The organism is Mangrovicoccus sp. HB161399, assembly GCF_013184745.1.
Classification (GTDB): domain Bacteria; phylum Pseudomonadota; class Alphaproteobacteria; order Rhodobacterales; family Rhodobacteraceae; genus Mangrovicoccus.
Genome location: NZ_JAATVU010000056.1, coordinates 1 through 13,326, shown reverse-complemented (window position 1 = coordinate 13,326; position 13,326 = coordinate 1). Strand labels below are relative to the sequence as shown.

The 13,326-nt window shown below is 69.8% G+C and carries 12 protein-coding genes; 8 read left to right on the top strand and 4 right to left on the bottom strand.

The features are described from left to right. Positions 1 to 16: 16 nt before the first annotated feature. The 4 genes from HCC78_RS23555 to HCC78_RS23540 are packed head-to-tail and all read right to left on the bottom strand — an operon-like array spanning position 17 to position 3,452. A complete protein-coding gene (locus HCC78_RS23555) occupies positions 17 to 1,276 on the bottom strand; it encodes an ABC transporter substrate-binding protein (protein ID WP_172331235.1) in 1,260 nt (419 codons plus the stop codon). A gap of 53 nt (positions 1,277 to 1,329) precedes the next feature. Further along, entirely contained in the window at positions 1,330 to 2,388 is a 1,059-nt protein-coding gene (locus HCC78_RS23550; RefSeq protein ID WP_172331234.1) for an aldo/keto reductase, read from the bottom strand. A gap of 1 nt (position 2,389) precedes the next feature. After that, the gene (locus HCC78_RS23545) at positions 2,390 to 2,734 is read right to left on the bottom strand and encodes a TIGR04076 family protein (protein ID WP_172331233.1); all 345 of its coding nucleotides are present in this window, start codon (positions 2,732 to 2,734) and stop codon (positions 2,390 to 2,392) included. Beyond that, on the bottom strand, positions 2,727 to 3,452 hold the full coding sequence (locus tag HCC78_RS23540; RefSeq protein ID WP_172331232.1) for a GntR family transcriptional regulator: 726 nt from the start codon (positions 3,450 to 3,452) through the stop codon (positions 2,727 to 2,729). Before HCC78_RS23540 ends, HCC78_RS23545 begins: the two co-directional genes overlap by 8 nt. A gap of 126 nt (positions 3,453 to 3,578) precedes the next feature. Between HCC78_RS23540 and HCC78_RS23535 the strand changes: the two genes are divergently transcribed. From HCC78_RS23535 to HCC78_RS34955, 8 genes are all read left to right on the top strand, one after another. Next, on the top strand, positions 3,579 to 4,358 hold the full coding sequence (locus HCC78_RS23535; protein WP_172331231.1) for an ABC transporter ATP-binding protein: 780 nt from the start codon (positions 3,579 to 3,581) through the stop codon (positions 4,356 to 4,358). Further along, entirely contained in the window at positions 4,355 to 5,089 is a 735-nt protein-coding gene (locus HCC78_RS23530) for an ABC transporter ATP-binding protein (RefSeq protein WP_172331230.1), read from the top strand. Before HCC78_RS23535 ends, HCC78_RS23530 begins: the two co-directional genes overlap by 4 nt. After that, a complete protein-coding gene (locus HCC78_RS23525; RefSeq protein WP_172331229.1) occupies positions 5,086 to 6,000 on the top strand; it encodes a branched-chain amino acid ABC transporter permease in 915 nt (304 codons plus the stop codon). Before HCC78_RS23530 ends, HCC78_RS23525 begins: the two co-directional genes overlap by 4 nt. After that, positions 5,997 to 6,995, top strand: a complete 999-nt coding sequence (locus HCC78_RS23520; protein WP_172331228.1) for a branched-chain amino acid ABC transporter permease — start codon at positions 5,997 to 5,999, stop codon at positions 6,993 to 6,995. Before HCC78_RS23525 ends, HCC78_RS23520 begins: the two co-directional genes overlap by 4 nt. Further along, positions 6,988 to 8,451 (top strand): aldo/keto reductase, encoded by a 1,464-nt coding sequence (locus HCC78_RS23515; RefSeq protein WP_172331227.1) that lies wholly within the window; start codon positions 6,988 to 6,990, stop codon positions 8,449 to 8,451. Before HCC78_RS23520 ends, HCC78_RS23515 begins: the two co-directional genes overlap by 8 nt. A 159-nt stretch (positions 8,452 to 8,610) precedes the next feature. Next, complete coding sequence (locus HCC78_RS23510; protein WP_172331226.1) at positions 8,611 to 10,785, top strand: hypothetical protein; 2,175 nt, start codon at positions 8,611 to 8,613, stop codon at positions 10,783 to 10,785. 84 nt (positions 10,786 to 10,869) lie between these two features. Further along, positions 10,870 to 12,942, top strand: coding sequence for an ATP-dependent helicase (locus HCC78_RS23505; protein WP_253949323.1), 2,073 nt, complete (start codon positions 10,870 to 10,872; stop codon positions 12,940 to 12,942). A gap of 159 nt (positions 12,943 to 13,101) precedes the next feature. Further along, on the top strand, positions 13,102 to 13,326 hold a 225-nt coding region (locus tag HCC78_RS34955), incomplete at its 3' end, for a transposase DNA-binding-containing protein (protein WP_371743918.1).

The window sequence follows — 13,326 nt, the reverse complement described above, 5'->3', positions numbered from 1 at the left end:
ACCCGGCCCGCCGGGCTCAGTTCGAGGTGGCGGCCTTGATCTCGCCGACCTGCTCGGCGCTCATGGTGCCGGTGGTCTCGATTGCGCCGTCCGTGATCTTCCACAGGCGGAACGGGCCGGTGATGTCGCCGTACCGGTCGAAGGCGACCGGGCCGATCACGCCCTCGTAGCGGATCTTCTCGCCCGCCGCGATCAGGTCCAGCGCCTTCCTGAACTCCTCGGGACCGGCATGGACCGGGGTGCCCTCGGTGCCGGTGACCTGCGGAATCGCGTCGCGGATCTTCGCCGGATCGGCCTCGCCCGCCTGGGCGATCGCCAGCGCGACGATGGCGCCCGCATCGTAGGAGCGGTCGGCGGCCGGCGCGTCCGGGGCGATGCCGCCCGAGAAGGCCTCGAAATTGTCGTAGAAATACGCGGTGGAGGCGGTTTCGGCGGTGCCGGAGGAAGTGCCGTAGGCGCCGCCGAGGTATTTCGCGCCGACCGCTGTCACGAAGTCCTCGGAGTTCATGCCGTCATTCAGCAGGAATTTCTGCGGCCCGCCATTGGAGATCCAGGCCCGCGCGATGGTGGCGCCGTCGACCGGATAGCTGATCAGGTACAGCGCCTCGGGGTCGCCCGCCATCGCCGCGTTGGCTTCCGCGGAATAGTTCGCCTGGCGCTCGTTATAGGGCGTGACCGAGGTGATCTCGCCGCCGAGCGCTTCGAAGGTCTTGGAGAATTCGCGCATCATGTTGACGCCGAAATCGTTGTTCACGTGGATGATGGCGAGCTTCTTCATGCCCTGGTCGATGGCATATTGCGCCGCCGCCGTGCCCTGGAGCGCGTCCGAAGTGATGGTCCGGAAGAAATAGCCGCCGGTCTTGCCGTCCGCGCCCAGCTGCGTCAGCGTCGGCGAGGAAGAGGCCGGCGAAACCTGGACCACCTTGCCCGGGCCGGTGACCGAGGTCAGGATCGGGATCGAGACCGAGGAGATGATCCCGCCGATCACCACCGGCACATGGCCGATATTCACCAGCTGCGTCGCCTGGTCGACGGCGACATTGCCCTGGCTCTGGCTGTCGCGGGTGTCGGTCACGATCTCGCAGCCCAGCACGCCGCCCGCCTCGTTGATGTCGCGGAAGGCCATCTCGATGGCCTTGGCGCCCGCCTGGCCGTAGACGCCGGCCGGTCCGGTCAGCTCCATGACCATGCCGACCTCGGTCTCGCAGGCAAAGCCGGGCAGCGCAGCGCCCATCCCGGCGGCGAGGGCCAGCGGGGCAATGTAGGTGCGTTTCATTGTCGTCTCCTGTCGGAAGGGGCGCCTCGCGGAGCGCCAGGGGGGAAGGAGGCTCAGGCCTCTTCTTTGTTGAGGTTGTATTTCATGATGGAGCCGTGGCGGCCGTGGCGGTCGCGCTCCAGCGTGTAGACATCGCCGTCGAGCGGATGCGCCTCGGCCAGCACCGCCTCGATCTCCGCCAGGTCCTGCGGGGCGAGATCGACGGCGCCGATGGCAAGGTTGGCGTCCAGATGGCTGCGGTTGCGCGCGCCGACGATGACGCCGGCCACATGCGGCCGCGCCAGAACGGCGGCGGAGGCGATGGTGGCAATGTCGGCGCCGTGCCGGCCGGCGATCCCGCGCAGCGCCGACAGGAGCCTCTGGAACAGGTCCCAGCCGCCGAAATCCTCGATGATCAGCCGGTACTTCGTCAGCGAGCGGTTCTCCAATTCGCCTTCGGGATCGGGCGCGCCGAGCCAGCGGTCGGACAGGAACCCGCCCGCCACCGTGCCGTAGCAGAGGAACTTGAACCCGTGGGTCCCGGCCAGCCCGGCCATGCGCTTCTCGGGACGGCGGTCGAGCAGCGAATATTGCAGCTGCATCGTCGCCAGCGGCAGCCCGGCCTCTTTCATCGCCGCGACATGGTCGCTGTCGAAATTGGTGCCGGAAAGGAAATGCAGGCGGCCTTCCTGCCGGAACTCGCCGAGCCAGCGCATCGCCTGCAGCCAGTCGCCCTGCTCGTAGTCCCACCAGTGGAACTGCACCAGATCCAGCGTCTCGACGCCCAGCCGCGCGCGCGACCGGTCGATGGTTTCCTGCAGCATCGGCCGGGTCAGGCCTCCGAGCTTGTCGAGATCCGGCACGCATTTGGTATGCACCCGGATCGCGGCCAGCGCCTCCGCGCCGCGGCGGTTGGCGTATTCGGCGCGGAAGCCGCCGATGATTTCCTCCACGCCGGTATAGATGTCGGCGCAGTCGAAGGTGGTGATCCCCGCGTCCGCTGCTGCGATCAGGTCCTCGATGGCGGCGGCCGTGTCGATCGCGCCGTGCCCGCCGGCCAGCTGCCAGCCGCCGCGGATCACCCGCGAGATCTCGTAGCCCGGTTCCAGGGCGAAGCGGGGCGGAACGGTCATGTCAGTCATCCTTGGTCAGCGGAACGGCGGTGGTCTCGGAATGGCGGAAGGTGCGGCGGCCCGTCCGCATGATCCTGAACCGCGTGGCGCAGTTCGGATCCGGGCAGGCGACCTCGGCATCCGTGCTCATCCAGTCATTCGGGTGGGTGTCGCGCTGCTTGGCAGGCAGGAGCGGCAGCAACGCGGCGAGCGAGTAGATCGAGAATCCCTGCCCGCTCGGCAGGTGCAGCATCTCGCCCTTCAGCTCGAAAAAATCGCCGATCTCTGCGCCGCAATGGATCGCGCCGCCGTCGGGGGCCACGACCTCGACGCGCAGGTCCCAGAGCGTGAACTCGTCGTCAGCCATCGGCATCCTCCCGGGCCATGTCGCCGCGGATCAGGTTGAAGGACTGGGTGATGTCGGCATGGAGCGCGGCAACGGCGGCCTGCGCGTCGCCCGCAGCCAGCGCCTCGATCAGCGCCCAGTGGTGATGGACCGCCGTCAGGCTGGGATTGCGGCCGTAGATCACCGCCGAGGCGCGCACATAAGGCCCCGATTGCATCCACAGGCTGCGCACCACCGGCATCAGCACCGCCGATCCGGCCGCCCGGTAGATGGCGAAATGGAACTTGTGGTTCAGCACCGAGGTTTCGGTCGCCTGCTCGGAATCCAGCCGGTCGAAGGCGGCCTCGCAGTCCGAGGTGAGCCTGCGCAGCTCGTCCAGCGCCGCCGCATCCAGCCGCGGGGTCGCCAGCCGCACCAGCTCGCCCTCTACGAGGCAGCGCGCCTGCGCCAGATCCTCCAGCCGCTCCGGCGTGATCAGCGGCACCCGCGCCGAGCGGTTCGGCAGGGTTTCCAGCGCCCCCTCCGACACCAGCCGCGCCAGCGCTTCGCGCACCGGCATGATGGAGACATCCAGCGTGTCGGCCAGCGCCTGCATGCGCAGCACCTGCCCGGCCGAGAAGGCGCCATGCATCAGCGAGCGCGCCAGCTCCTGGTGGACGCGCTCCTGCAGCGACTCGCGCCCGACCCGGCCCAGCCCCGGCACCGCCCTGTCTTCCGCCTGTCCGCCCGGTTCCGCCATCCGGCCTCCTAGCCTCGGGTTTCCGTGAAGTTTCACCTTTTTGGCTTGCATCGCAGAGTCGTGTCAATAATCTTTGATCAAAGATACAACTCGACTCGCAGGGCGGGCCGGAACAGGGAAAATCGGATGGGGCAAGGCGAGGCGGACACGGTGCTCGAAGCCCGCGACCTGGCGCGCAGCTTCCAGGGCGTGGCGGCGGTCGGCGGCATGTCGCTGCGGCTGTCGCGCGGCGAGATGCTGGGGCTGATCGGGCCGAACGGCGCGGGCAAGACGACGATGTTCAACATGCTGGCGGGCTCGCTGCCGCCCAGCTCGGGCCGCATCCTGCTGGATGGCCGCGACGTGACGGCCGAAGGCGCCGAGCGGCGGCTTGCCCGCGGGCTCGGCCGCAGCTTCCAGATCCCGCGCCCCTTTCCGGAGATGACCGTGCTGGAAAACGTCCTCTGCGGCGCGCAGGACCAGTCCGGCGAGCGCGTTCTGGGCGCGCTCTTCCGCCCGGGCCAGAGCCGCCGCGACGAGGACGCCGCTGTTGAGAAGGCCCGCCACCTGACCGATTTCCTGATGCTGTCGCATCTGGAGAACGAACCCGCCCGCATCCTCTCGGGCGGTCAGCGCAAGCTGCTGGAGCTGGCGCGGCTGATGATGGCCGACCCGCAGGTGCTGCTGCTCGACGAACCCGCCGCCGGGGTGAACCCCTCGCTGCTGGAAGACATCATGGAGCGGATCGTCGCGCTGAACGGCCAAGGCGTCTCGATCCTGCTGATCGAGCACAACATGGACATGGTCGCCCGGCTCTGCTCGCGCGTCGTCGTCATGGCGCTGGGACGGGAACTGGCGCAGGGCGCGCCCGAGGCGGTGATCCGCGACCCCGAAGTCGTCCGCGCCTATCTTGGAGACGCTGCATGAGCGCCGACATCCTGCGCGTCTCGGCGCTGGCCGCGGGCTACCAGCCCGACCTGCCGATCCTGAACGGCGTCGACCTGACCGTGCGCGACGGCGAATTCGTCGTGCTGCTGGGGCCCAACGGCGCCGGCAAGTCGACGCTGGTGAAATGCATCGCCGGGCTGGTGCCGGTGCATTCCGGCGCGATCCGGCTCTGCGGCGAGGAGATCGCAGCGGTGCCCGCCCACATGAAGCTGCGCCGCGGGCTGGCCTTCGTGCCGCAGACCGAAAACATCTTCGCCCGCATGACGATCCGCGAGAACCTGCAGCTCGCCGCGCAGATCCTGCCGAAAGCGCGGCGCGCCGGACGGATCGCGGCGATGTACGACACCTTTCCCGACCTCGCCGCCGCGCCCGGCCGCCGCGCGGGCGCCCTGTCGGGCGGGCAGCGGCAGATGCTGGCCGTCGCCCGCGCGCTGATCGTGGAGCCGCGGCTGCTGATCCTCGACGAGCCCTCCGCGGGCCTCTCGCCGCTGATGGTCGCCGAGGTGTTCGAGCGGCTGCGCGCGATCAACGGTGCGGGCGTCACCATCCTCCTGGTGGAGCAGAACGTGCGCGCCGGGCTGGAGATCGCCTCGCGCGGGGTGATCCTGGTCGAGGGGCGCGTCGCCCATGACGCGCCCTCGGGCGACCTGGCGGGCGACCCGGTGGTGGCAGAGCTGTATCTGGGCGGCAAGGCGGAGGCACCGGCATGATGCTGCAACCCCTCATGGACGGGCTGGTCAACGGCGCGATCATCGGGCTCGGTGCGATCGGCGTCACCCTGACCTATTCGATCCTGCGCTTCGCCAATTTCGCCCATGGCGAACTGCTGTCCTGGGGCGCCTACCTGGCGCTGACGGTCAGCGCGGCGCTCGGCGCGCTGCTGCCCGGGCTCGGCACGCCGATCGGGCCGTTCAGCTTCGGCTGGTCGGTGCCGATCGCGCTTCTGGCCTCGATGGCGCTGACAGCCGGGCTGGCGCTGGCCGTCGACTGGCTCCTGTTCGGGCGGCTGAGGCAATCCGGCGCGGCGCAGATCATCCTGGTGATGGCCTCCTTCGGCGCGGCGCTGGCGCTGAGGAACCTGCTGGAGTTCATCTACACCTCCAGCCCCGCCTATTTCACCAACGAGCTGCAGATCGCCATGAAGATCCTGCCGGGCCTGCGTGCCACGCCCGACCAGCTGCTGGTGCTCGGCCTCGCGCTCGTCACCGTTGTCCTGACCCATCTGCTGCTGACCCGCAGCCCGGCCGGGCGCGCCATGCGCGCGGTGTCCGAGAACCCGGCCCTGGCCTCGCTGGCGGGCATCGACACCCGCGCGGTGATCCGGCTGGTGTGGATCCTCGGCGCGGCGCTGGCCGCGGTCGGCGGCATCCTCTCGGGCGTGATCGTGCAGATCCGGCCGACCATGGGCCTCGACCTGCTGCTGCCGCTCTTCGCCGCGGCGATCCTCGGCGGCATCGGCTCGGTCCCCGGCGCGATGATCGCGGGCCTGACCGTCGGGCTGGCGGAGTCCTTCGCGGTCGGGCTGGTCGGCGCGGAATGGCGCGCGGCGGTGTCCTTCGTCATCCTCGTCGCGGTGCTGATCCTGCGCCCTCAGGGCATCTTCGGAAAGGCCATGGCATGATCGACCTGCTGTCCTACGGCGCCTTTTTCCTGACCATGGCGCTGACCTACGCCGTGATCTGCCTGGGGCTGAACCTGCAATGGGGGCAGGCCGGCCTCTTCAACGTGGGCGTCGCGGGCTTCGTCGCGGTCGGCGCCTATGTCTCGGCCATCCTGACCACGCCGCCGGTCGACGGACGGATCGGCGGCTTCGGCCTGCCGCCGCTGGCCGGCTGGCTCGGCGGCGGGCTGGGGGCGGGGCTGCTGTGCTTCCTCCTCGGCGCGCTGACGCTCCGCCTGCGCGCCGACTACCTCGCCATCGCCACCTTCGGCGCAGCGGTGGTGATCCAGCTGGCGCTGCTGAATCTCGAGGGCCTGACCGGCGGCCCCTTCGGCATAGGCTTCATCCCGCGGCCCTTCGGCGGGCTGGCCGGGGAACCCGGTCTCTTCGCCGCCGCCAATCTGGGCGTCCTGATCCTGCTGGTCCTCGCCTGCTACCTGGTGCTGCAGCACCTGACCCGCTCGCCCTGGGGCCGCGTGCTGCGCGCGCTGCGCGAGGACGAGGAGGCCGCCCGCGCGCTCGGCAAGGACCCGGTCGCCTACCGGCTGCAGGCCTTTGCCATCGGCGGCTTCGTCATGGGGCTGGGCGGCGCGGCGCAGGCGCATTTCATCGGCTTCATCGCACCCGACAACTACCTGCCGACCCTGACCTTCCAGGTCTGGACCATGCTGATCATCGGCGGCTCGGGCAACATGCGCGGCGCGATCCTCGGCGCGGTGCTGGTCTGGGCGCTCTGGGCGGTCTCGGGGAGCGCGGTCTCCGCGCTCTTCCCCTCCGGCCAGCAGGCACGCGCCGCCTCGCTGCAGCTGGTGCTGATCGGCGTCGCGCTTTCGGCCGTGCTGCTCCTGCGCCCGCGCGGGCTGCTGGGCGAGGCGGGCACGCTGCGGTCTCCGCTGCGCCGCGCCGACCGCCGCGACACTGCAAAGATTTCCCAAGGACAGAAGACCAATGCCTGACATGCCCGACCGCTTCCCGCTCGCCCCCGGGCTCGAAATCTCCCGCCTCGTCTGCGGCCTCTGGCAGGTCGCCGATCTGGAGAAGGACGGCACCGCACTCGACCCGGTGGCAGCCGCGGACCAGCTGGCCGCCTATGCCGCGGCGGGCTTCGACAGCTTCGACATGGCCGACCACTACGGCTCGGCCGAGGTGATCACCGGCGAGCTGATCTCGCGCCAGCCCGGAGGCACGCCGGTCCGCGCCTTCACCAAATGGTGCCCCGAGCCGGGGCCGATGACGCCCGAGATCGTCCGCGCGGGCGTGCAGGAACGGCTGGACCGGCTGCGCGTGGAAAAGGTCGACCTGCTGCAGTTCCACTGGTGGAGCTTCGAGGATCCGCGCTGGCTCGATGCGCTGCACGAAATGGAGAAGCTGCGCGAGGAAGACCTGATCGGCGCGATCGGCCTGACCAATTTCGACGCGGCGCATCTGGAGATCGCCCTGGAGGAAGGCATCGGCATCGTCTCGAACCAGGTGAGCTTCTCGCTGGTCGACCGCAGGGCCGCGGGCGCACTGTCCGAGCTTTGCGCGCGCACCGGCGTGAAGCTGCTGGCCTATGGCACGCTTTCGGGCGGCTTCCTGTCGGAACGCTGGCTGGGCAAGCCGGAGCCGGCGGAAATCCCCGACTGGAGCCGGATGAAGTACAAGCGCTTCATTGACGCCGCAGGCGGCTGGGACGTGTTCCAGGAGCTGCTGGCCGCGGCGCATGGCATCGCGCGGAAACACGGCGTGTCGCTGTCGAACGTCGCGAGCCGCTGGGTGCTGGAGCATGATGCCGTCGCCGCGACCATCATCGGCGCGCGGATCACCGAGGCCGAGCACCGCGCCGACAACCTCAATGTCTTCGGCTTCGCGCTGGATGCCGGCGACCACGCCGCGCTGGACGCCGTCTTCGCGAAGATGGCGCCGGTCCCCGGCGATTGCGGCGACGAATACCGCAAGCCGCCTTTCCTCACGGCCTCCGGCGACCTGTCGCACCATCTCGACGCGATCCCGCCGGTGCATCCGGCCACGCCCGACGCGGCGCTTCCGGACCGGGCGCGGGTCTTCACCGGCTCTGCCTGGGAGCCCGTCGCGGGCTATTGCCGGGCGATCCGCGTCGGCAACCGCATCCTCGTTTCCGGCACCACCGCGACCCATGGCCAGAGCCACGCCGTCGCACCGGAAAATGCGGGCGCCCAGACGACCTATGTGCTCGACAAGATCCTCGCCGCGATCCGCGCCCATGGCGGCGGGCCCGAGCATGTCGTGCGCACCCGCGTGTACCTGACCGATGCAGAGGACTGCGAGGCGGTGTCGCGCGCCCATGGCCGCGTCTTCGGCACGGTCTGCCCTGCCAACACGCTGCTGGAGGTCGCGCGGCTGATCGGCCCCTACAAGGTGGAAATCGAAGCCGAGGCGGTCCTGCCCGGCTGATCCGGCACGCCGCGCAGCGACTGGCCGCTTGCGCGGCGCCGCCCGCCCCCCTAGCCTCGCCTCAGAGCGAGTTTCCTTCGCCCCGCACCCGTCCGGGGCGAAGACGTTTCCAGCTGTGCGCATTTCCAGACCCCGCATTTGCCAGAAGGACCCGGGTCCATGCCGCAAGACACCTTCCCCGAGATTCCCCCGGACTTCGACGATGACGGCATGCCCGTCTTCGTCATCGGCCTCGCCATGGCCGGCGCCATCTCCGCGGGCGCCTACACTGCCGGGGTGGTCGACTACCTGTTCCGCGCCATGCGCGCGCACAACCGCCGCGCCGGAACGCCGGGCGGCCCGACCCACAAGGTGCTGGTCAAGGCGATCAGCGGCACCTCGGCTGGGGGCACCACCGCCGGGCTGATCGTCGCCAGCCTGCTCGATGCCGGCGGCGAGGAAAGCCCGGCCTGGGAGCAGCCGAAGACCGGCATCGTGCCGGTGTCCGGCGGCGGCACGGCCAGCTTCGGCTACGTCCTCGGCCCGGTCTACGACGTCTGGGTGCGCGACCTGCGATTCTACGACAGGGGCAGCGACACCGGGCTGCTGGCCGAGACCGACCTGGGATCGGACGCGCCGGTTCTGATCGACCGGACCTCGCTGGCGCCCGAGAAGGACCTGCCGCTGCTGTCGCTGCTCAACGGCAGCTATCTCGACACCGTTGCCACCGGGGCAATCGACGGGATCTCTGCCTGGACGGAAGCGAATGCCGGATACAGCTTCGTGTCCGGCGCGCTCGACCTGTTCCTGACCACCACCGCGATGAACGGGGTCAGCAACCAGATCGGCTTCGGCGGCGAGCAGAAATTCAACATGACCCAGCATTCGCTGGTCCGCCATTTCCGGATCCCCCGGCTTGGCAGCGGGGCGGAGCTGGCCTCGCCCTGGCTGGAGGACTGGGACGATGTCGGCATCGCGCTCGACCCCGAGACCTCGGTGGGCGGAAAGATCCCGTTCAGCGACCCGGACTACACGGGCGACTGGAAGAAATTCACCGTCGCCTCGATCGCCACCGGGGCATTCCCCTTTGCCCTGCCCGCCCGCTACATCCTGTCGGTCGCCGCGGAACTCGGCGCCAAGAGCAGCACGGAACCGCGCCGCGGCGGGGCGCTGCCGGTGGACATCATCAACGGCGGCGCCATCCCGGAGATCTTTCCCCGCGATGTCGCGCCCGGCAGCCCGGCCCCCTATGTCGCGGTCGATGGCGGCACCATCAACAACGAGCCGTTCGAATATGCCCGCTTCGCCATCCGCAAGCGCGGCGCGAACCCCAACCAGCTGCGCGAGAACCCGCGCGGTCGCAGCGACGCCAACCGTGCCGTGATCATGATCGACCCCTTCCCGGACATGGAGAAATACATGCCGCTGCAGCCGGACGCCGCGACCAAGCTGTCGGGGCTGCTGGCGATCGGCTCGAAGCTCCTGTCGGTAGTGATCGCCCAGGCGCGCTTCAAGCCGACCGAGCTGCTGCTGGCCTCGGACAGCGACATCCATTCGCGCTTCATCATCTCGCCGGTGCGCAAGGCGCCGGACGGCACGTACCTGACCGGCGGCAATGCCATGGCCTGCGGATCGCTCAACGGCTTCGGCGGCTTCCTCGACGAGAGCTTCCGCAAGCACGACTTCCTGCTCGGCCAGCGCAACTGCCGGAAATTCCTGGCCGAGCATTTCACCCTGGATCCGGCCAACCCCGTGATGGGCGGCGGGCCGTCGCAGGCGATCATCGATCCCGGAGAGATGCCCGACATTCCCGACCCCGCCTGGCCCGGCATCGGCGACGCGGCGCTGAAGCCGATCTTCGCCAAGGGTCAGTCGCGGCTGACCAAGGTGGTCAACCGGCTGATCGACCTGACACCGTTGAACGCCACCGCGCGGAAATTCGGCAAGTGGCTCTGGATCCCGGTCTGGCGCGGCGGCATCACCGGCTCCATCCAGGGCATCGTCGCCAGCGACCTGCTGCTGCGCGGGCTCTACGGCAATCCCGACCTGGAACAGAAGATGCGCAAAGCGGATCTGCTCGGCGGCAAGGACCCGCAGGCGGAATTCGAAGCCGCGCGCGCCGTGACCATCGCGCTGATGCAGCGCGGCACGAAATACGCCACCGCCGACGAGCTGCTGAATCAGCTGAGAACCGCCCGCAACGAGGCGACGGTGCTGCAGACCCTGCCGGACCGTCAGCGGCTGGAGGACTATCTCGACGGATTGGCCGAGGCCGGGCTGGCCGACAGGCGCCGCATCCCCGAGGTCTTCCCGTTCCGCCTGCGCAAGGAATACCGCTACGACTTCCCGTCCTGACCGGCGGGCCGCGGCGGCGCGAACAAGTTCCCTTTATGTTCCTTTTGCCCTATGCTGGCCGTGAGGCAGACGAGGCAGGGGCAGATGATGGGGCAGGCGACGGAACGGGCCGCGATGCGGCCGGGCTATCTGGACAAGCTCAACCCGGCGCAGCGCGCCGCGGCGGAATACGGCGTGGCGCCCGGCCAAGTCGCCCCGCCGCTGCTGGTGATCGCCGGGGCCGGGTCGGGCAAGACCGCCACCCTGGCGCACCGGGTGGCCCATCTGCTGGTCAGCGGCGCCGATCCGCAGCGCATCCTGCTGATGACCTTCTCGCGCCGCGCCGCCGCCGAGCTCGCCCGCCGGGTGGAGCGGATCACGGAGGAGGCGCTGGGAAACGGCATCGCCGCCTCCGCACTGACCTGGGCGGGGACCTTCCACGGCATCGGCGCGCGGGTGCTGCGCGAGCATGCCCATGCCATCGGCCTCGACCCCGACTTCAGCATCCATGACCGCGAGGACAGCGCCGACCTGATGAATCTATGCCGCCACGGGCTGGGATTCTCGAAGACGGAAACCCGCTTCCCCGCCAAGGGCACCTGCCTGGCGATCTATTCCCGCGCGGTGAATGCCGGCGAGCCGCTGGGCGAGGTCCTGCGCGACCGCTTCCCCTGGTGCGCGATGTGGCAGGACGAACTGAAGCAGCTCTTCGCATCCTATGTCCGCGCCAAGCAGGAACAGAACGTGCTCGACTATGACGACCTGCTGCTGGCCTGGGCGCAGGTCATGTCGGACCCGGATTTCGCTGCGCATGTCGGAAACGGCTGGGACCACGTGCTGATCGACGAGTACCAGGACACCAACAGGCTGCAGGCCCGGATCCTGATGGCGCTGAAGCCGGACGGGCGCGGCCTGACCGTGGTCGGCGACGATGCCCAGTCGATCTATGCCTTCCGCGCCGCGACCGTGCGCAACATCCTCGATTTCCCCGACACTTTCTCGCCCAGGGCCGAGGTGATCGCGCTGGAGCGCAACTACCGCTCCACCAAGCCGATCCTCGCCGCCGCCAATGCGGTGATCGGGCTGGCGCGGGAACGCCATGCCAAGGAGCTGTGGACCGAGCGCGACTCGGGCGGCCTGCCGCGCCTGGTGACCGTCGCGGGCGAGGCCGAACAGGCGCGGATGGTGGCCTCCGACGTGCTGGCGGCGCGCGAGGAGGGGCTGCGGCTGAAGGACCAGGCCGTGCTGTTCCGCACCTCGTCGCATTCGCTGCAGCTGGAGGCCGAGCTGACGCGCCGCAACATCCCCTACGTGAAATTCGGCGGGCTGAAATTTCTCGACACCGCGCATGTGAAGGACCTGATGGCGGTGCTGCGCTTCGGCCGCAACCCGCGCGACCGGGTGGCCGGGTTCCGCGTGCTGCAGCTGATCCCCGGCATCGGCCCGGTGGCGGCGGGGCGCATCCTCGACGCCATCGCGCTGGCGCCCGATCCGGTCTCAGCGCTCGCCGATGTCGAACCGCCCGCCCGCGCCGCCGACGGCTGGCCGGGATTCGCCGCCGCGATGGCCGCGCGCGCGGAGTGGCCCGCTGCGCTGGGGCTGGCGCGGACATGGTACGAACCGCATCTGGAGCGCATCCACGAGGATGCCGAGTCGCGCCGTGCCGACCTGATGCAGATCGAGCAGATCGCGGCCGGCTACCCTTCGGCCGAGGCCTTCCTGACCGAGCTGGTGCTCGACCCGCCGGATGCGGCCAGCGCGCAGGCCGGGGTGCCGCTGAAGGACGAGGATTACCTGATCCTCTCCACCATCCATTCGGCCAAGGGGCAGGAATGGAAGTCGGTGCACCTGCTGAACGCGGTGGACGGCTGCATTCCCTCGGATCTGGGCACCGGCACGGAAGACGAGATCGAGGAGGAACGGCGCCTGCTCTATGTCGCGATGACACGGGCGAAGGACCGGCTGGCGCTGGGACTGCCCATGCGCTTCTACGTGACCCAGCAGGGCCGCAACGGCGACCGCTACGTCCATGCGATGCGCACGCGCTTCCTGCCGCGCGAGATCATGGACCGGTTCCATGCCGAGACCTGGTCGCCCGAACAGGGCAGCGGCGCACCGGCCCGCCCTGCCCCCGCCCCGATCGATGTCTCGGCGATGATGCGGGACATGTGGGGCTGACAGGCGGCGCCCGCCTCCGGGACGCTGCAACGGCGCGCGCCCCGGAGGGTGCAGAGGCGCCCGGCCTGCAAGCGCCTCGGCGATCTTGCAGTAACCCACACGTTGGTGCGGTGAATTGGTTCGCCTGCCGGCCTTGGCCCTGGCGACGGCGATAGGGCCATGATGCGCCATGCGGCACCGGATGCGCGAGGTGCGGGCATGGCACGGAGCCGGGTGGAAACGGAAGCCGCCGGGTGCGATCCGGGGGACGGGCGGCTGGACCGCAGGCTCGGGGCGATGCCCGGGGCCCTAGGGGAGCGGCCGGGGAAGCCGCTGCCCGCGGCGGTCCGGGACCGGCCGGACGCCGAGGCGCCCGCCGGTTCCTCTCCGGCGGGACTGCCAGCG